The 19,739-nt window shown below is 64.2% G+C and carries 16 protein-coding genes; 5 read left to right on the top strand and 11 right to left on the bottom strand.

What is annotated here, in order from left to right:
* The first annotated feature begins 6 nt into the window (after positions 1–6).
* Complete coding sequence (locus tag ABWW33_RS02600; protein WP_353398530.1) at positions 7–996, top strand: 2-dehydropantoate 2-reductase; 990 nt, start codon at positions 7–9, stop codon at positions 994–996.
* Between the two features lie 4 nt (positions 997–1,000).
* Here the strand turns inward: ABWW33_RS02600 and ABWW33_RS02595 are convergent, their stop codons facing one another.
* Positions 1,001–2,692 (bottom strand): methyl-accepting chemotaxis protein, encoded by a 1,692-nt coding sequence (locus ABWW33_RS02595; RefSeq protein ID WP_353398527.1) that lies wholly within the window; start codon positions 2,690–2,692, stop codon positions 1,001–1,003.
* A gap of 269 nt (positions 2,693–2,961) precedes the next feature.
* A complete protein-coding gene (locus tag ABWW33_RS02590; RefSeq protein WP_176650959.1) occupies positions 2,962–3,162 on the bottom strand; it encodes a hypothetical protein in 201 nt (66 codons plus the stop codon).
* Positions 3,163–3,475: 313 nt separating this feature from the next.
* Between ABWW33_RS02590 and ABWW33_RS02585 the strand changes: the two genes are divergently transcribed.
* Complete coding sequence (locus tag ABWW33_RS02585) at positions 3,476–5,026, top strand: SDR family oxidoreductase (protein ID WP_353398524.1); 1,551 nt, start codon at positions 3,476–3,478, stop codon at positions 5,024–5,026.
* A 46-nt stretch (positions 5,027–5,072) separates the two neighbouring features.
* On the top strand, positions 5,073–6,449 hold the full coding sequence (locus ABWW33_RS02580; protein WP_353398521.1) for a wax ester/triacylglycerol synthase family O-acyltransferase: 1,377 nt from the start codon (positions 5,073–5,075) through the stop codon (positions 6,447–6,449).
* A gap of 10 nt (positions 6,450–6,459) precedes the next feature.
* Here ABWW33_RS02580 and ABWW33_RS02575 read toward each other — a convergent pair whose 3' ends face one another.
* The 8 genes from ABWW33_RS02575 to ABWW33_RS02540 form a co-directional block, all read right to left on the bottom strand.
* Positions 6,460–6,678 carry an SRPBCC domain-containing protein gene (locus ABWW33_RS02575; RefSeq protein ID WP_353399235.1) on the bottom strand — a complete coding sequence of 73 codons (219 nt, stop codon included), beginning with the start codon at positions 6,676–6,678 and terminating at the stop codon, positions 6,460–6,462.
* A gap of 74 nt (positions 6,679–6,752) precedes the next feature.
* Entirely contained in the window at positions 6,753–7,190 is a 438-nt protein-coding gene (locus ABWW33_RS02570) for a GNAT family N-acetyltransferase (RefSeq protein ID WP_353399232.1), read from the bottom strand.
* A 276-nt stretch (positions 7,191–7,466) separates the two neighbouring features.
* Positions 7,467–8,372: an SDR family oxidoreductase gene (locus tag ABWW33_RS02565; protein ID WP_353398518.1), complete on the bottom strand. Its 906-nt coding sequence runs from the start codon at positions 8,370–8,372 to the stop codon at positions 7,467–7,469.
* A 2-nt stretch (positions 8,373–8,374) separates the two neighbouring features.
* The gene (locus ABWW33_RS02560; RefSeq protein ID WP_176651245.1) at positions 8,375–9,373 is read right to left on the bottom strand and encodes an NADP-dependent oxidoreductase; all 999 of its coding nucleotides are present in this window, start codon (positions 9,371–9,373) and stop codon (positions 8,375–8,377) included.
* A gap of 11 nt (positions 9,374–9,384) precedes the next feature.
* A complete protein-coding gene (locus tag ABWW33_RS02555; RefSeq protein WP_353398515.1) occupies positions 9,385–10,167 on the bottom strand; it encodes an SDR family oxidoreductase in 783 nt (260 codons plus the stop codon).
* Between the two features lie 12 nt (positions 10,168–10,179).
* Positions 10,180–10,482, bottom strand: a complete 303-nt coding sequence (locus tag ABWW33_RS02550) for a Dabb family protein (protein WP_176650644.1) — start codon at positions 10,480–10,482, stop codon at positions 10,180–10,182.
* A gap of 13 nt (positions 10,483–10,495) precedes the next feature.
* Entirely contained in the window at positions 10,496–12,394 is a 1,899-nt protein-coding gene (locus ABWW33_RS02545; protein ID WP_353398512.1) for an acyl-CoA dehydrogenase, read from the bottom strand.
* A gap of 5 nt (positions 12,395–12,399) precedes the next feature.
* Complete coding sequence (locus tag ABWW33_RS02540; protein WP_176650642.1) at positions 12,400–13,578, bottom strand: acetyl-CoA C-acyltransferase; 1,179 nt, start codon at positions 13,576–13,578, stop codon at positions 12,400–12,402.
* A gap of 208 nt (positions 13,579–13,786) precedes the next feature.
* On the opposite strand from ABWW33_RS02540, the gene ABWW33_RS02535 reads away from it, so the two are divergent.
* Entirely contained in the window at positions 13,787–15,484 is a 1,698-nt protein-coding gene (locus tag ABWW33_RS02535) for an MFS transporter (protein WP_353398509.1), read from the top strand.
* Between the two features lie 116 nt (positions 15,485–15,600).
* Here ABWW33_RS02535 and ABWW33_RS02530 read toward each other — a convergent pair whose 3' ends face one another.
* Positions 15,601–17,688 (bottom strand): 3-hydroxyacyl-CoA dehydrogenase NAD-binding domain-containing protein, encoded by a 2,088-nt coding sequence (locus ABWW33_RS02530; protein WP_353398506.1) that lies wholly within the window; start codon positions 17,686–17,688, stop codon positions 15,601–15,603.
* A gap of 353 nt (positions 17,689–18,041) precedes the next feature.
* Between ABWW33_RS02530 and ABWW33_RS02525 the strand changes: the two genes are divergently transcribed.
* Complete coding sequence (locus ABWW33_RS02525; protein WP_353398503.1) at positions 18,042–19,739, top strand: methyl-accepting chemotaxis protein; 1,698 nt, start codon at positions 18,042–18,044, stop codon at positions 19,737–19,739.

Genomic DNA, 19,739 nt, shown 5'->3' with positions numbered 1-19,739 from the left:
CATCCCATGAAAGTATGTATCGTCGGCGCCGGCGCCATCGGCGGCTTTATCGGCGCGCGCCTGGCCGCGGCCAAGGCCTGCGACCTGAGCGCATTGGCGCGCGGCGTCACGCTGGCCGCGCTGCGCGCCCGCGGCTGGCGCCTGCAACAAGACGACACGCTGCTCCAGGCACCCGCCCGCGCCAGCGACAGCGCCGCAGAACTGGGACCGCAGGACGTCGTCATCATCGCCGTCAAGGGCCAGGCATTGGCCGCCGTGGCGCGGCAGATCGCGCCGCTGATAGGCCCGCACACCGTCATCCTGCCGGCCATGAACGGCGTGCCATGGTGGTTCTGCCAGGGCGTGCCGGCCATCGGCGACGAGCCGCTGGCCAGCATCGACCCGGGTGGCGCGATCGCTGCGGCGCTGCCCTACGCGCAGGTGCTGGGCTGCGTGGTGCACGCCAGCACCTCGACGCCCGAGCCGGGACTGGTCAGCCATATGATGGGCAATGTCCTGATCATCGGCGAACCGGCCGGCGCACTATCGGACCGGGCGAACGAGCTGGGGGCGCTGCTGCGCCTGGGCGGCTTCGACGTGACCGTGTCGGCCGACGTCCGCTACGACATCTGGTACAAGCTGTGGGGGAACATGACGCTCAATCCGGTATCGGCCATCACCGGCGCGACGGCGGACCGCATCCTGGACGACCAGCTGGTGGCCGAATTCTGCCGCGCCGCGATGCGCGAGGCGGCCGTCATCGGCGAGCGCATCGCCTGCCGCATCGCCGAAACGCCCGAGCAGCGCCACCTGGTCACGCGCAAGCTGGGTGCCTTCAAAAGCTCGATGCTGCAGGACGCCGAGGCCGGCCGCATGCTGGAACTCGATGCGCTGGTGGCGGCCGTGCGCGAGATAGGCCAGCGCCTGCAACTGGCCACGCCGCACATCGACGCCCTGCTTGGCCTCACGCGCCTGTTCGGCCGCGTTCACGGCCTGTATCCGCCGGCGGCAGGCTAAACAGTCAGAACGCTTCCCAGTCGCCGCCGGCAACCGCGGCGACCCTGGCCGGCCGCGCCGCCGGCGCGCGCGGGCTTGCGGCGATTTTCGCCACCGCCTTGACCACCTTCAGCGGCCGGCGGACAGCAGGCTTGCCGGCGGCCGAAGCGCCCCGATGCGCGCCCAGCTTGAAGGCGCCGACCACCTGCGCCAGTTTGACCGCCTGGTCCTGCATCGATTCGGCCGCCGCCGCAGCCTCCTCCACCAATGCGGCATTTTGCTGGGTCACCTGGTCCATCTGCGTGACGGCCTGGTTGATCTGCTCGATGCCGGCGTTCTGCTCCTGGCTGGCAAAGGCGATTTCGGACATGATGTCCGTCACCCTCTTGACGCTGTCGACGATCTCACCCATGGTCGCGCCGGCCTGATCGACCAGCTTCGCGCCCAGTTCCACTTTCTCCACCGAATCGCCGATCAGCTCCTTGATTTCCTTCGCGGCCGATGCCGAGCGCTGCGCCAGGTTGCGCACTTCCGACGCCACCACCGCGAAGCCGCGCCCCTGCTCGCCGGCGCGCGCCGCCTCGACCGCCGCGTTCAGCGCCAGGATATTGGTCTGGAAAGCGATGCCGTCGATCACGCCGATGATGTCGACGATTTTCTTCGACGAGTCGTTGATCGACCCCATCGTCTGCACCACCTCGAACACCACCGCGCCACCGCGCAGCGCCACCTCGGACGCGGAGTTGGCCAGCACATTGGCCTGGCGCGCGTTGTCGGCATTCTGCTTGACGGTGGAAGTCAGTTCCTCCATCGACGACGCGGTCTCCTCCAATGAACTGGCCTGCTCCTCGGTGCGCGACGACAGGTCCTGGTTGCCGACCGCTATCTGGCGCGACGCGGTGCCTATGGTCTCGGTACCGGAACGCACTTCGCCAACGATGGCGGCCAGGCTGTCGGTCATGCCCTTCAACGCCGTCAGCAACTTGCTGACCTCGTCCTTGCCTTCGACGTCGATGCGGCGGGTCAGGTCGCCGGCGGCGACGGTTTGCGCGATCGACACGGCCTCATTGATGGGGTGCGTGATCGAGCGCGTGATCGACCATGCCAGCCCGGTCGCCGCAACGCAGGCCAGCACGGCGGTCATCAGCAGGAATCTGACCGCGAACACGTATTCGACGTGCATTTCCTCGATCAGATCCTTGTTCTGTTTTTCCTGCAGATCGATCATCGCGTTGATCAGCGCGAAGCTGCCATCCTGCTGCGCCTGGACGGAGTCCCGCAGGAAGTTCGGCGCCTCGTCCCGCTTGCCGTCATTGACCAGAGTCAACACGGTGCGCAGCAGCTTCAGCGTCTCGGGCGCCTGCGTCTTGATGTCGGCGTGCAGTTGCCTGGCCTTGACGCTGCGCACCAGCGTTCCCAGTTGTTCGAAGCTGGCGTTAAAACTCTTTTCGGCACCGTCTATGCGGCCCACCATTTTGCCCTGCACATCCTTGTCCGTGTAAAGGATGTAGTTGCGAGCCGAACGCGCGATCAGGTTCAGGTCCATCAGCATGCGGTTCGACAGCGCGATCTTGGCGTTGTTCTCGTTGACGACCGTATCCATGCGCGCCTTGGTGGCCGACAGCGACGACCAGCCGATGTAGGCGATGATGACCAACAGCGCCAACATGGCGCCAAAGGCGATATTCAGGCGGGTGCCGATTTTCAGATTGTTCATAGCAGTCGCTCCACCGGGTAAGGGTTGACGGAAAAAGGGGATTTTCCGGCGGGGCTGGGCCGAAGAGGTGATCTGATGAGAACGGCTGCGCGTGGTGGCACAGCGCGAGATTCTGGCTACAAGTGTAGGATTATAATTTCCCATTTGCAAGCAATGTGTGGCGCAAACCACGCATCCGCCGCGCCCTGCCTGGGGCGCCCGGACGCGTGGACATCGTTGCCGCAGCGATCAAGGAGGCCTGTGGCGGTCTGTTGCCGGGCAAACCTTAATCAATCGTCGCGGTTGCCGCGCTCGTCGCGGCTGCCGGACTGGCGCTGGCCAGGATTGCTGTTTTCCTTGTTCTTGCTATCGCGGCTGGTGTCGACGCTCTGCTGCTGGCTGCCGCCGCGCGTGCCGCTTTGCTGCGAGCCTGGAGTGCCCGACTGTTTGGAATTTTCCGATGGCGATGGATTGTTTTTACCTTGGTTCATGGTGGTCTCCTGTTCAGGTGGTTAAATTGCCGGCCGCAGCCGGTAACAAATCATCTGCCCACGCGATACGGCACGATATAGGAGCACCGCCCACTCCGCTGTAGGACTGGACTGAGTTCCGCAAGAACATAGTTCGTTGCGCAAATGCCTCAATGTTGTAAACGCTGCCACACCACTTTCCCCCGGCACCACAGCCGCATGACTCGCGCCGCCATGCGTTTGGCTTCCAAAGCCACTGCAAAGTCGCCAGTCACTCCCGGGTTTCGCTCTAAGATCGGATCATTGTAGTAATGACACCGTTTCTGAGAACCCTATGAAACCAGCATTGAATGTGCAAGCGGCGCTGTCGGGCAAGCGCATCCTGATTACCGGCAGCACCGGCTTCCTGGCCAAGGTGGTGCTGGAAAAACTCATCCGCAGCGTGCCGGACATCGGCCGCATCGTGCTGCTGATACGCGGCGGCAAGCATGGCGCCGACGCGCGCCAGCGCTTCGACCGCGACATCGCCACCTCGTCGGTGTTCGACCGCCTGCGCGCCGAGCGGCCCGCGTTCCTGGCCGAATTTTTCGCCGAGAAGATCGAATGCGTGACCGGCGAAGTGACCGAGCCCTGCTTCGGCCTGCTGTTGCCGGACTTCACCGCGCTGGCGCACCGCGTCGACGTGGTGATCAACGCCGCCGCCAGCGTCAACTTCCGCGAGGCGCTGGACGAGGCGCTGGCCATCAACGCGCTCAGCGTGCAGAACATCTGCGAACTGGCTCGCACCGGCAACGCGCCGCTGATCCAGGTCTCGACCTGCTACGTCAACGGCTACAACCGCGGCGACATGCTCGAACAGAACGTCACGCCGGCACGCGCCGCCATCCCGCGCCATGCCGACGGCCACTTCGATTTATATGGTTTGCTCAAGCACCTGCAGCACCGCATCGCGGTGGTGGAGGCCGAGACCATCGGCTCGGAGCAGCTGGAGCGCCGCCTGACGGAACTGGGCATCGCCGAGGCCAACTACCACGGCTGGAACGACACCTACACCTTCACCAAGTGGATGGGGGAACAGCTGGCGATGCAGGCCATGCGCGGCAAGACGCTGACCATCGTGCGGCCGTCCATCATCGAAAGCACGCTGCAGGAACCGGCGCCCGGCTGGCTCGAAGGCGTCAAGGTGGCGGACGCCATCATCCTGGCCTACGCGCGCGGCAAGACCAGCTTCTTCCCGGCCAAGCCGAATGAAATCGTCGACATCGTGCCGGCCGACCTGGTCGCCAACAGCATCGTGCTGGCCGCCGCCGAAGCGCTGGCCGATCCGGGCGCCACCCGCATCTACCAGGCCTGCACCGGATCGGCCAACCCGATCACCGTCGGCCGCGTGATCGACCTGATACAAACCGAATCGAAGCGCAACTGGCGCAGCTACGAGCGCCTGTTCTACCACGAGCCGAAACACGACTTCCGGGTCGTCAGCCGTCCCGCGTTCCTGCTGATGCTGCGGGCGATGCGCATCGGCGCCAGGGCGTGGAGCGGCGTGCGGCGGTTGCTGGGCGCCGGCGAATCGCCGAAGCTCGAGGCGCTGCGCACCACGCAACTGCTGGCCCTGACGTTCTCGTTCTACACCGCGCCGCGCTACGTGTTCCACAACACGTCGCTGATGGCGCTGGCGCAGCGCTTCGGCAGCGAAGACCGGGCGCGCTACATGGTGGACCCGAGCGCCATCGACTGGAAGGAATACCTGTGCCGCATCCACATGGCGGGCCTGAACCGTTATGCGCTGCGGCCGCGCTCACCCAAATCGGTGGAGGCGGCAGCCGCGGCTGCGCCATCGCCGTCAACGGAAGCACGGGCAAAAGCGACACCTGTAAAAATATAAGCGGACGCCGGCAAAGATCCGGCGCCGCACGAGGAGACGGCATCACATGAGCAAACCAACCGCAGCACCGGCGGCGATGACGCGTCGCGACTATGCATGGCACCGCATGGACACCGACAAGAACCTGATGGTCATCAACAGCATCCTGCTGTTCGAAGGCGCGGTCGACATGGAGCGGCTGACGTCCACCATCGCGCATCGCCTGCCCAACTATCCGCGCTTTACGCAGAAGGTGTTGCAGCGGCACGGCCGCCCGCACTGGGTGGAGGACGAGCGGTTCGACATCACCCAGCACATCAAGCTGGAACAGCTGTCGCAGGAAGTGAGCCGCGAACAGCTGCAGGCCCACATGACGCGCATCGCCCACCTGCCGCTGGAACGCGACCGGCCGATGTGGCACATGACGGTGCTGGACCGCGTCAACGGCGGCCACGCCATCGTGTTCCGCGTCCACCACTGCATCACCGACGGCCTGGGCCTGGTGCATGTGCTCAACCACCTGACCGACGACAACGGCGTGCATGGCCGCACGCCCTCGCCGGTCGGCCATCCGCACCGCGCCACGGTCGCACACAACGCCGTGTGCTCGGCGGTGGCGCGCAGCGTGTCCTGGCTGAAGATCGCCGCCCACGTGGCGCGGCTGTCGGTATTGTGGCCAGACGCGCACAGCCGCTTCAAGGCGCCGATGACCGGCGCCAAGCAGCTGGTCTGGCTGCCGCCGCTGCAGATGGACCGGGTGCGCGCCATGTCCAAGCGCATGGGCGTGACCTTGAACGATGTGTGGGTGGCGGCCGTTTCCGGCGCGCTGCGGCGCTACCTGGACGAGCACGGCCAGCGGCCCGACGGCCGCGCGCTGCGCGCCGCCGTCACCTTCAACCTGCGCGAGAAGGCCAACGCCTTCCAGCTGGGGAACGAGTTCGGTCTGGTGGCGGTGGACCTGCCGACCAATGTCGACGACCCGCGCGTGCGGCTGCGCCAGTCCAGCGACCGCATGACGGCCATCAAGCGCTCGCACCAGCCGCGCGCCACGATGGCCTTCCTGTCGATCGCCGGTTGCCTGCCGACGGCGCTGCAGCACTTCGCGCTGAATCTGTTCACGTCCAAGGGCTCGGTGGTGCTGACCAATATCGAAGGTCCCGGCAGCCGCCGCTACCTGGCCGGCTCGCGCATGACGGACCTGATCTGCTGGGTGCCGCAGGCGGGCAAGCTGGGTGTGGGACTGGCGTTCATCTCCTACGCCGGCCAGATCCAGCTGGCCCTGTTCGTCGACACCGACCTGGTGCCCGATCCCGAGCGCCTGATGGCGCTGACCTACGACGCTTTCGAAGAGCTGGAACTGGCCACCCGCCCGGTTCCCGGGGAACTGCCCCAAGAGACCACCGAAGCCGGCCTTGCGCGCCCGCCGTTGGCGCCAGCAGCCTAACCCAACTGCTTCATGTAGGCGTCCATGTCAGCCGGCGGTTTTCCACCACCTCCAGATAGCAGCCAAAGTTGTCGTGGCGCTCGCCGTTCGGTCCGGCCATCACCGAACGGAACAGGCCCCCCGGCCGCAGGTCGCATTCGGCTTCCAGCGTCGTCCACGGCGCCGGCGTAAACCAGTGCACCAGATGCTCGGGCCTGGTCCATCCAGCGCAGACTTGCTCCGGCGAGATGTCGATGTCGCGCTAGAACACCAGGTCCAGCTCAGGATCGAAATTCTCAACGATGTTGGTCATGACGGCGTTCCTTAAAAGGTGTACTGCATGTTGATGTGCGAGATGCCGGCCTCGAAGAATTCGTCGCCGTCGATGGCGAAACCATGGCGCTCGTAAAATGGCGCGGCATGGGTTTGCGCGCTCAGCACCACCTGCTTGTCGCCGCGGGCGCGCGCTTGCTCCATCAGCGCTTGCAGCAAGGCGCCGCCGATGCCGGTGCCGCGCGCGCCCTGGCGCACGGCCATGCGGCCGATGTGGCCGTCCGGCAGCAAGCGGCCGGTGCCGATCGGCGTGCCGGCGCTGTCGTAGGCCACGGCGTGCAGGCAGACCGCGTCCATGTGGTCCATCTCCAGTTCGGCGGGAACCTTCTGTTCTTCGACGAAGACTTCAAAACGAATGAGCCTGGCGTCCGCGTTGAGCGGGGCGTTCCAGTCTCCGAAACGGATATCGTGCTTGGCGGTGTCGGTCATCGGCGTGCAATCAAGTTGGCGGAACACGATTGTCGCACGCAAGATGCCTTTCAGGGCGCCGCGCCGCCACTACGGCGACGTTTTCGTATCCACCGCGTCAGCGCGGCCACCACGAGCACTATGCTGGCTATTCCGAACACCCACGACGACAGGACCGTGGGATACAGGTTATAGAAAATCGCCAATGAAAACCAGCACGCGTACAACCATTCGCGCGACCATGCGTTGCCGATGGCGAGCACTGCGAGGATGATCAGGCAAGCGTATGCATTCGTCTCAACCCAGTTTCATTTTGGCGCGCAAGGCTTCGCGCACGTGCGGCGTGGCGGCATACGGGTCGCCGGGATTGGTGGCGGCGACGATGTGCTCCATGCGCTCCCGCACGCCGGCCAGCGCGCCCGGATGCGAGTAGATGTAGAACTGGCCGTCGGCGATGGCCTTGAAGGTGATCTCGGCCACCTCCACGGCGGTGACCTTTCCGGACGAGACCGCCTTGTCCGTCATCGCCTGCGCGGCCAGCTGGCTGGCGGTCGGCCCCTGCGTCATGCGCACGTCTTCCGGCCGGTTGCGGTGCGACTGGCTGATGCCGGTCGGCACAAAGTACGGGCACAGCACCGAGGCGCCGATCGGCGCGCCGACCAGTTGCAAATCCTGGTACAGCGTTTCCGACAGCGACACCACCGCATGCTTGGAGACGTTGTACACGCCCATCGCCGGCGCATTCAGCAGCCCCGCCATCGACGCCGTGTTGACGATATGCCCTTCGAACGACGGATCGCGCGACGCCGCATCGAGCATCAGTTTGGTGAAGATGCGCACGCCATGGATCACGCCCCACACGTTCACGCCCATCACCCATTCCCAGTCGGCTTCCGTGTTTTCCCAGATCAGCCCGCCCGAACCGACGCCGGCGTTGTTGAACAGCAGGTGCACGGCGCCGAATTCGGCCACGGCCGCGTCGGCCAGCGCCTGCACCTGCTCGCCTTTGCGCACGTCGCAGATCATGGCGATCACGCTGGCGCCCTGTCCCCTGAGCTCCGCGGCCGCGCGGTCCAGCGCGTCGCGTTGCACATCGGCCAGCACCAGCTTCATGCCCTCGCGCGCCGCCACGTTGGCGAACTCGCGGCCCAAACCGCTTGCACCGCCGGTAATGACGACGACTTTGTCTCTGAATGTTTTCATTATTAGATTAGCTTCACCAGTTGTTTGCCGAAGTTGTGCCCCTGAAGCAGGCCGATAAACGCTTGCGGGGCGGCAGCCAGGCCGTCCGCCACCGATTCGCGGTATTTGATTTGGTGATTGGCCACCAGCACGGCCAGTTCCTGCAAGCCCTGCTGCCAGAATTCCATGTGTTCGGTGATGATGAAGCCGCGCACCGTCAAGCGGTTGATCAGCAGCAGCCGCGAATTCTTGATCGGCATTTCCTGGCCGTTGTAGCCCGCGATCATGCCGCACAGCGCCACGCGGGCGAAGGCGTTGGTGCGCGCCAGCGAGGCATCCAGGCAGGCGCCGCCGACGTTTTCAAAGATCGCGTCGACGCCGTCCGGCGTGGCGGCGGCCAGGTCGGCCTCGAGGTTGCCGGCCTTGTAGTCGACGCAGGCGTGGAAGCCCAGTTCCTTGACAACGTAGTCGCACTTCTCCGCTCCGCCGGCGATGCCGACCACGCGGCAGCCGCGCAGCCTGGCCAGTTGGCCGACCACGCTGCCGACCGCGCCGCTGGCGGCCGACACCACCACCGTATCGCCGCTGCCCGCCTCCATGATCTGGTTGAAGCCGTACCAAGCGGCCATGCCCGGCATGCCGACCACGCCGAGGAAGGCCGATAGCGGTATGCGCGTGGTGTCGAGCTTGCGCAGCAACAGGCCGTCGGATACGCCCATTTCGGACCAGCCCAGCATGCCGCCGACGAACTCGCCGACCTTGTAATACTCGTTGCGCGAGGCGACCACCTGCCCGACCGTGCCGCCTATCATGGTCTCGTCCAGCTGCTGCGACGTGGCGTAGCTCTTGGCCGCGCTCATGCGTCCGCGCATGTACGGATCCAGCGACAGGTAGTGGTTGCGGATCAGCAGTTCGCCATCGGCAAGCGCCGGCACCGGCACTGTCTCCAGCCGAAAATTCTCCGGCGCCACCGGGCCGCGCGGACGCGCCGCCAGCACCATGCGCCGGTAAGTCTGAGGAATCTCGGCCATCGTCAGACCGCCGAGACGCCGCCGTCCACCGCCAGGATCTGGCCGGTGATGTGCTTGCCCGCATCGGACGCGAACAGCACGACCGCGCCTTTCAGGTCTTCGTCGTCGCCGAGTCGGCCCAGCGGGGCGTCCTTGGAGATCTCGTCCGGGCCCAGCTTTTCCAGCAAGCCCTTGGTCATCTTCGATGGAAAGAAGCCCGGCGCCAGCGCGTTGACGGTGATGCCGTGACGGCCCCACTCGCCCGCCAGGGTGCGGGTGAAGTTGACCAGCGCGCCTTTCGAGGTGTTGTAGGCGATGGTCTGCATGGTCCCCGGCGGATTGCCGGCCAGGCCCGCGATCGAGGCGATGTTGATGATGCGGCCGTACTTGCGCGGGATCATCGAGCGCTTGCCGACCAGCTGCGACACCACGAAGATGCTGCGGATGTTCAGGTTCATCACCTTGTCCCACGCTTCGACCGGATGGTCTTCGGCGGGCGCGCCCCAGCTGGCGCCGGCGTTGTTGATCAGGATGTCGATATGGCCCAGCTGTTCCAGCGCGGCGCTGACCAGCGCCTCCGCATGCGCGTCCTGCGACAGGTCGGCAGCGATGGCGTGGGCGGCGACGCCGTGGCCGGTCAGGAAGGCGACCGCCTCATCCAGGTCGGCCTGCTTGCGCGACGAGATGACGACCTTGGCGCCCTGCTCGCCCAGCGCCAGCGCCATCTGCAGGCCCAGTCCGCGCGAGCCGCCGGTGATCAGCGCGGTCTTGCCGGCCAGTGAAAACAGTTCTTGAGTTGTACGCATTGGGGTCGGTCCTTAGATTTCGTAGTCCATGCACTGGCGCTGGTCGCGCACGGCGCCGAAGAATGGCTTGATGGCCACGTGGTCCGGGTGTTCCTGGTAGGCGTCGAGCGCGGCCTTGTCGGTGAATTCGGAATACAGGATCACGTCGTAGGTCGCTTCCAGTCCGGGCTGGGCCACGGCCGCTTCGAATTTTAGGATGCCGGGCACCAGCTTGGCGCAGCCGTCCAGCATGGATTTCATCTTGGCGGCGTTGGTGGCGCGGTCGCCACCCTCGGCGTGTTCCTTCAGTTTCCACATCACGATGTGCTTGAGCATTGTTCTCTCCAGGTTAAAACCACGCGTCGCGCATGTCGAGCGTGGTGGTGTCTATGCTGGCCAGCAGTTCCAGCTGCTGTTCGACTTTCGGCAGTTCCCAGCGGAAGAAGTAGCGGCAGGCCTGCAGCTTGCCGCGGTAGAAATCGGCGTCGGCGCTGTCCAGGTCCAGCGAGGCTGCGGCCACCAAGGCCTGCTGCAGCCAGATCCACGCGACCACCACGTGGCCGACGGCTTCCAGATAGGTGCTGGCGTTGGCCAGGGTCTTGTTCATGTCGCCGGCAGCATACAGCTTTTGCGTCACTTGTTCCACTACCTGCCAGGCGGCGTCCAGCGCAGCTGCGTGCGCCAGCAGTTCGCTGCTGATGTCGCTCAGGTGAGCGCCGACCGCATCCGGCGCGCCGACGCTGCCGCGCACCTTGCGCACCGTCTTGCGCAGCTCGGCGCCGAAGGCCCTGAACAAGGCGCCGTCCTGCGCCGCCACCTTGCGGCCCAGCAGGTCGAGGCCGTGAATGCCGTGCGTGCCTTCATGGATGGCGTTCAGGCGGTTGTCGCGGTAGAACTGCTCGACGTTATATTCGCGCGTGTAGCCGTAGCCGCCGTGCACCTGGATCGCCAGGCTGTTGGCTTCGACACACCATTGCGACGGCCACGACTTGGTGATCGGCGTCAGGAAATCCAGCAGGCGCGCCGCGTGTTCGCGCGCTTCCGGCGTTTCCGCCGTCTGCTGTTCGTCGACCAGGCGGGCGCTGTACAGCACCAGGCCGAGGCCGCCTTCAACGTAAGCCTTTTGCGCCAGCAGCATGCGCCGCACGTCGGTGTGTTCGATGATGGGCAGCTGCGGCTGGGCCGGGTCCTTCTGCGCCGGATGGCGGCCTTGCGGACGGCTGCGGGCGTAGTCGAGCGCATGCAGGTAGCCGGTGTAGCCCAGCACCGCCGCGCCCAGGCCGACGGCGATGCGCGCGTCGTTCATCATGTGGAACATATTGGCCAGGCCCTGGTGCGGATTGCCGACCAGGTAGCCGATGGCACCGCCCTTGCCTTGCGGCTTGAACTTGCCTTCGCCGAAATTGAGCAGGCAGTTGGTGGTGCCGCGATTGCCCATCTTGTGGTTCAGGCCGGCCAGCACAACGTCGTTGCGCTCGCCGAGACTGCCGTCTTCGTTGACCAGGTATTTCGGCACGATGAACAGCGAGATGCCCTTGACGCCGGGAATCAGCTTGCCGTCAGGCCCGGGAATCTTGGCCAGCACCAGGTGCACGATATTGTCCGACAGCTCGTGCTCGCCGGCGGAGATCCACATCTTGTTGCCGCTCAGGCGGAACTGGCGCTCGCCTTCCACGCCGCCGACCGGATCGGGCACGGCGCGGCTGGTGATGTCGGACAGGCTGGAGCCGGCCTGCGGTTCGCTCAGACACATGGTGCCGAAGAAACGTCCGGCAAACATCGGCTCGACATAGCGCCGCACCTGCGCCGGCGTGCCGGCCTTGAGCAGGGTTTTGGCGCCGCTCATCGTCAGGAAGGTGTAGGCGCTGGTGGCGACGTTGGCGGCCGTGAAGTACGACGCCAGCACCTTTTCCACCACCAGCGGCAGCTGCATGCCGCCGCGCTCGAAGTCCTGCCCGGCCGCCATCAGCCCTGCGGCGGAGAAAGCGTCCAGCGCGGTCTTCACTTCCGGAATGATCCTGACGTTCAGGCAGTGCTCGCCGGCCACCGCATGCGGCTCCTCGCCGTCGCTCTTTTTATTGTGCGGCGCGAACAGCTCGGTCGCCATCTGCTCGGCGGTATCGATGGCGGCGTCGAAGCTCTCGCGGTTGTGATCCTGGAAACGGGCGCGCTTGTTCAGCGCCTCCGCGTCCAGCCATTCGTACAGCATGAAGGCGATGTCGCGGCGCGACAGGATTTTCGACTGCATCGCGCTTACACCACTTCGAACAGGCCTGCGGCTCCCTGGCCGCCACCGATACACATGGTGACGACCACATATTTGACGCCACGGCGCTTGCCTTCCAGCAGCGCATGGCCGGTCAGGCGCGCGCCCGACACGCCGTACGGGTGGCCGACGGCGATCGCGCCGCCGTTGACGTTGAGGCGGTCCATCGGAATGCCCAGCTTGTCGGCGCAGTACAGCACCTGCACGGCAAAGGCTTCGTTCAATTCCCACAGGCCGATGTCCTCGACCTTGAGGCCGGCTTTCTTCAGCAGCTTGGGAATCGCAAACACCGGGCCGATGCCCATTTCATCGGGCTCGCAGCCGGCCACCGCGAAGCCGCGGAAGATGCCCAGCGGCGTCAAGCCCTTGGCGGCGGCGGTCTGCGCGCTCATCAGGATGGACATCGAACCGCCGTCGGAGAACTGGCTGGCGTTGCCGGCGCTGATGACGCCGCCCGGCACCGCGCTGCGGATCTTGGACACGCCCTCATAGGTGGTGTCGGCGCGGATGCCTTCGTCGGCCGAGATCGTCACTTCCTTCGACAGCAGCATGCCGCTGGCCTTGTCGGCCACGCCCATGACGGTGGTCATCGGCACGATTTCCGCGTCGAACAGGCCGGCGGCCTGGGCGGCGGCGGCGCGCTGCTGGCTCTGCACGCCGTATTCGTCCTGGCGCTCGCGGCTGATGTTGTAGCGCCTGGCGACGGTCTCGGCCGTCTGCAGCATCGGCCAGTAGATTTCCGGCTTGTGCTCGGACAGCCAGACTTCCTTGTACATATGCATGTTCATTTCCTGCTGCACGCAGGAGATCGACTCGACGCCGCCGGCGGCGTAGATGTCGCCTTCGCCGGCGATGATGCGCTGGGCGGCGGTGGCGATGGTCTGCAGGCCGGACGAGCAGAAACGGTTGATGGTCATGCCGGCGGTGGTCACCGGGCAGCCGCCGCGGATGGCGATCTGGCGCGCGATGTTGCCGCCGGTGGCGCCCTCCGGATTGGCGCAACCGACCAGCACGTCCTCCACTTCACCGGACTCGATGCCGGCGCGGCTGATGGCGGCGGCCAGCGCATGGCCACCCAGCGTGGCGCCGTGCGTCATGTTGAACGCGCCTTTCCACGATTTGGCAAGTGCGGTACGGGCGGTTGAAACAATGACGGCGTCGATCATGGAAGTCTCCTATATGGATGATGTTTTGATGAACCCAGAATAGCATATTTTAGTACGGTCGTTCGCAAATATTTATGTCAGTTTCATGTAAGTTTCGAGCAAGTATTGTGTAAGGTTCAACGGCCACACTGCATCCATGCTGACGAAGGAGTAACGAAGCAACGTACACCTCTCGGCTGGGGAAATCCAAAAATTACAGGAGACAGACATGGCATCAACATCAGGCACCGCAGACCCGCGTAACCTGCCGAAGTCCGGCGCGATCACGCCGGAAGAACGCAAGGTCATCTTTGCGTCGTCGCTCGGTACCGTCTTTGAATGGTACGACTTTTATCTGTACGGCTCGCTCGCCGCCATCATCGCCAAGCAGTTCTTCATCGGCGATCCGACCACCACCTTCATTTTCGCACTGATGGCGTTTGCCGCCGGCTTTATCGTGCGTCCGTTCGGCGCGCTGGTGTTCGGCCGCCTGGGCGACATGATCGGTCGTAAATACACCTTCCTGATCACCATCCTGATCATGGGCGGCTCCACCTTCATCGTCGGCCTGCTGCCGGGCTATGCGGCGATCGGCATTGCCGCGCCGATTATCCTGGTCACGCTGCGCATCCTGCAGGGCCTGGCGCTGGGAGGCGAATACGGCGGCGCAGCCACCTACGTGGCCGAGCACGCACCGAACGGCAAGCGCGGCGCCTTCACCTCGTGGATCCAGACCACGGCGACCCTGGGCCTGTTCCTGTCGCTGCTGGTGATCCTGGGCACCCGTACCGCCATCGGCGAAGACGCATTCAACGCCTGGGGCTGGCGCGTGCCGTTCCTGGTGTCGGTGCTGTTGCTGGGCATTTCGGTGTGGATCCGCCTGTCGATGAATGAATCGCCGGCCTTCGCCAAGATGAAAGCCGAAGGCAAGACCTCGAAAGCACCGCTGAGCGAAGCATTCGGCCAGTGGAAAAACCTCAAAGTCGTGATCCTGGCGCTGGTCGGCCTGACCATGGGCCAGGCGGTGGTCTGGTACACCGGCCAGTTCTACGCGCTGTTCTTCATGACCCAGGTGCTGAAGATCGACGGTCCCAACGCCAACATCATGACCGCGATCTCGCTGGCGCTGGCCACCCCGTTCTTCATCTTCTTCGGCACGCTGTCGGACAAGATCGGCCGCAAGTGGATCATCCTGGGCGGCTGCGTGCTGGCTGCGGCGACCTACTTCCCGCTGTTTGGCGCGCTGACCCACTACGGCAACCCGGCGCTGGAAACCGCGCTGAAAAATTCGCCGGTGGTGGTGATCGCCGATCCTGCTTCGTGCAACTTCCAGTTCAACCCGACCGGCACCAAGAAATTCCCATCGTCGTGCGATATCGCGACCGGCATCCTGTCCAACGCTTCGGTGGCCTACACCAAGCAGGACGCGCCGGCCGGCAGCCTGGCCAAGGTCAAAGTCGGCGACAAGGAAATCACCTCGTTCAACGCGGTGATGACGCCTGACGGCCTGAACTTCGATGCAGACAGCAAGAAGGCCGAAGCGGCGCTGAAGAAGGAAGTCGGCGGCACCATCAAGGCTGCGGGCTATCCTGCCAAGGCTGAAGAAGCGCAGATGAACAAGCCGATGATGGTACTGATCCTGTTCATCCTGGTGCTGTATGTGACCATGGTGTACGGCCCGGTCGCCGCGATGCTGGTGGAAATGTTCCCGACCCGCATACGCTACACCTCGATGTCCCTGCCTTACCACATCGGCAACGGCTGGTTCGGCGGCCTGCTGCCGACGATCTCGTTCGCGCTGGTGGCGTTCAAGGGCGACATCTACTACGGCCTGTGGTATCCGATCATCATCGCCCTGATCACGGCAGTGATCGGCGCGCTGTTCGTCAGCGAAACCAAGGACAACAACATCTACGCCGCCGACTAACCGTCGCCGCGTAACGAAAATAGCCGCCAGCGATGGCGGCTATTTTTTTGCCCGGATAAACCCGAATACGCACATGCCATGTTAATTCCCACACGGCATGTGAGATTTTGCCGACATCAGCTGTTGAAGCCCTTGCCTTCTTCGACCAGCTTGACCAGCAGCGGCGCCGGCTTCCAGGCCTCGCCGTGGTGGCCGCGGGCATATTTGTTGATCGCTGCCAGCACGTTCGGCAAGCCCACGGTGTCGGCGTAGAACATCGGGCCGCCGCGGAACAGCGGGAAGCCGTAGCCGGTCAGGTAGACCATGTCGATGTCCGAGGCGCGCAGGGCGATGCCCTCTTCCAGGATGCGCGCCGCCTCATTGACCATCGAATACACCAGGCGCTCGACGATTTCCTGGTCGCTGATCTTGCGCCGCTCGACGCCGATGTCGGCCGAGTGCTGGACGATCATCGCGTTGACCTGCTCGTTCGGATAGGCCTTGCGGTCGCCGGCCTTGTAGTCGTACCAGCCGGCGCCGGTCTTCTGGCCGAAGCGGCCCATTTCGCACAGCAGGTCGGCGGTCTTCGAGTAGCTGATTTCCGGCTTCTCGACGTAGCGGCGCTTGCGGATGGCCCAGCCGATGTCGTTGCCGGCCAGGTCGCCCATGCGGAACGGGCCCATGGCAAAGCCGAATTTCTCGGCGGCCTTGTCGACCTGCTCAGGCAGCGCGCCCTCCTCCAGCAGGAAGCCGGCCTGGCGGCTGTATTGCTCGATCATGCGGTTGCCGATGAAGCCGTCGCACACGCCCGACACCACGCCGGTCTTCTTCAGCTTTTTCGACAGCGCCAGCGCGGTGGCCAGCACGTCCTTGCCGGTCCGCGCGCCGCGCACGATTTCCAGCAGCTTCATGACGTTGGCCGGCGAGAAGAAGTGGGTGCCGATGACGTCCTGCGGACGCCTGGTGAAGGCGGCGATCTGATCGACGTCCAGCGTGGAGGTGTTGGTGGCCAGGATAGCGCCCGGCTTCATCACCTCGTCCAGCTTGCGGAACACGGTTTCCTTGACGCTCATTTCCTCGAACACGGCTTCGACCACGATGTCGGCCTGGGCGATCTCTTCATACGCCAGGGTGCCGCTCAGCAGCGCCATGCGCTGGTCGAACTTCTCCTGCGTCAGCTTGCCCTTCTTCAGCGTGTTTTCATAGTTCTTGCGGATCGTGGCGATGCCCTTGTCCAGCGCTTCCTGGCGGGTTTCCAGCATGACCACCGGAATGCCGGCGTTGAGGAAGTTCATCGCGATGCCGCCGCCCATGGTGCCGGCGCCGATCACGGCCGCCTGTTTGATCGCGCGCACCGGGGTGTCGGCCGGCACGTCCGGCACCTTGCTGGCCACGCGTTCGGCGAAGAAGGCGTGGCGCAGCGCTTTCGACTCGGTGGTCTGGATCAAGTGCAGGAAGCGTTCGCGCTCGAACTTCATGCCGTCTTCGAATTTCATGGTGACCGAGGCGGCCACCGTTTCCACGCATTCCAGCGGCGCCGGGAACGGGCCGGACATGGCCTTGACCGTGTTGCGCGAGAATTGCAGGAAGGCTTCGTGGTTCGGGTAGTCCACCTTGCGGTCGCGCACTTTCGGCAGCGGACGCGCGTCGGCGATCGTTCCGGCGAAGGCGACGGCGGACTGCACCAGGTCGGCATCGGCGGCGAACACCTGGTCGAACAAGGCGGTGCCGGCCAGCTTTTCGGACGCCACCGGCGTGCCGGAGACGATCATGTTCAGCGCCATTTCCAGGCCCAGCACGCGCGGCAGGCGCTGCGTGCCGCCAGCGCCCGGCAGCAGACCCAGCTTGACTTCCGGCAGCGCGATCTGCGCGCCCGGCAGCGCCACGCGGTAGTGGCAGCCCAGCGCCAGTTCCAGGCCGCCGCCCATGCACACGGTGTGGATGGCGGCCACCACCGGCTTGGTCGAGCCCTCGGCGGTGGCGATCAGCGTGTGGAGGCTGGGCTCGGTCAGCGCCTTGGGCGAATTGAATTCCTTGATGTCGGCGCCGCCGGAAAACGCCTTGCCGGCGCCGGTGATGACGATGGCCTTGACGGCATCGTCGGCCAGCGCCTGCTGGATGCCCTGCACGGCCGCCGTGCGGGTGGCCAGGCCCAGGCCGTTGACCGGCGGATTGTTCAGCGTGATGACGGCAACGGCGCCGTGGACTTGATATTCAGCAGTCATGTCTCTTCCTTATGTTTTAGTGGGAACCTCAGCCCGCTCACTATACCGCATAAAAGAACGATCGTATTATTTTTTTTGTTGGCGTTCTTACATGGTACAGGATGGCCCGCCAGCCAGCCATGCAAACTTGTCTTTCCGGCCACCGCTTTTGAATGCGGCGATAGCGCTTTGTGAATAAGAGAAAACACTGCTTAAAACATAAGCCACCATTAATTCCACGTGGCAAATAAAGTACACGGCCAATTAAAACTTTCGGCAAGCTCTTGTGTTTTATGGGAATTCGGCTGAATATTAATGCGGAAAATCCAATAACTTCTTGGATTAAATTCTCTCCAAATATAACAGGACTCCATATGGACGCGCATAGCCAGGTAATCAAATCGCAGGATCTGGATATTCAAGCTATTAACACCGCGCTGAACCGCGTGCAAGCGCTGATCGAGTTCGGACTGGACGGCACCATCCTGCATGCCAACGACAATTTCCTCGCCACTGTCGGCTACACGCTGGAGGAAGTCCAGGGCAAGCATCACTCGATCTTCTGCGATCCCGAGTACGTCAAGACGGCGGAGTACAAGGACCTGTGGGCCCGCCTGGGGCGCGGCGAGTTCGACCGCGGCGACTACAAGCGCTTCGCCAAGGGCGGCCGCGAGGTGTGGATCAACGCATCCTACAACCCGATCATCGACGCCGATGGCAAGGCCTACAAAGTCATCAAGTTCGCCACAGTGATCACCGACAGCAAGCTCAAGAGCTCCGAATACGAAGGCAAGGTCGACGCCATCTCCAAGGCGCAGGCGGTGATCGAGTTCGACATGGGCGGGCATGTGCTGAATGCCAACGATAATTTCCTGAATGTCATGGGTTATACGCTGGAGGATATTAAGGGCGAGCACCATCGCATGTTCTGCGAGCCCGAATATATTAATAGTTCAGAATATAAACGGTTCTGGCAAAAATTGAATCGTGGCGAATTCGACAGCGGCCGATATAAACGAATCGGCAATAATGGCAAAACCATATGGATACAGGCGACTTATAATCCGATACTCGATTTGAATGGCAAACCTTATAAGATTGTCAAATTCGCGACCGATATCACGGCCCAGGTCAACCTGGAAGTCTCGGTGGCGGCCAAGGCGGAATCGGACGGCGCCAAGATCAAGCGCCTGCTGGAGTCGGTCGAGCGCGCCGCGCATGGCGACCTGACCAGCAAGATCGCCGTCGATGGCGATGAGCCGCTGGACCATCTGGCCGAAGGCATCAGCAAGATGATCGCCGACCTGCGCAAGGTGATCGGCGACGTGGTGGCCTCGGCCGGCGGCCTGTCCGAGGCCTCGACCACCATCGCCGAGCGTTGCAACGGCGTCGCCGTCGGCACCCAGGCGCTGGGCGCCACGGTCGAGGAGATGAACGCCTCCATCGACGGCCTGACCAACTCCATCAATTCGATCGCCAACAGCACCACCGGCGCCGATACCTTAGCCAAGACCACCCAGCGCGAGGCCGAGGCCGGCGCCAAGGCGGTGGCCAAGTCGATCGAGGCGATGGACCTGATCAACCGCTCGTCGGAAGACATCGGCGAGATCGTCAAGGTGATCAGCGAGATCGCCAACCAGACCAATATGCTGGCCTTCAACGCGGCCATCGAGGCGGCGCGCGCCGGCGAGCACGGCCTGGGCTTCTCGGTGGTGGCCGACGAGGTGCGCAAGCTGGCCGAGCGCTCGTCGCAGGCGACCAAGGAAATCTCCAAGCTGATCAACGAGTCGGTCAAGCGGGTCTCGGCCGGCAGCGAGATCTCGCGCCAGGCCAGCGACGCGTTCGACAAGATCGTGGCCGGCGTCGCCCAGACCACGGTGGCCATTTCCGACATCTCCAAAGCCACCAACGAGCAGCTGTTGACGGCGCGCGAAGTGAGCACGGCGGTGCAATACATCGCCGAGGAAGCGGAAAAATCGGCGGCCGCCTGCGACAGCATCGCCCGCTCGACCGAGGGGCTCAACCAACGCGCCGGGGACCTGAATAAAACCGTCGCCGGCTTCGTGGTCTAA

It is taken from the genome of Duganella hordei (assembly GCF_040369125.1).
Taxonomy (GTDB): domain Bacteria; phylum Pseudomonadota; class Gammaproteobacteria; order Burkholderiales; family Burkholderiaceae_D; genus Rugamonas; species Rugamonas hordei.
Note: the sequence above shows the minus strand (reverse complement) of the source record. Positions and strands in the feature narration are given on the sequence as shown.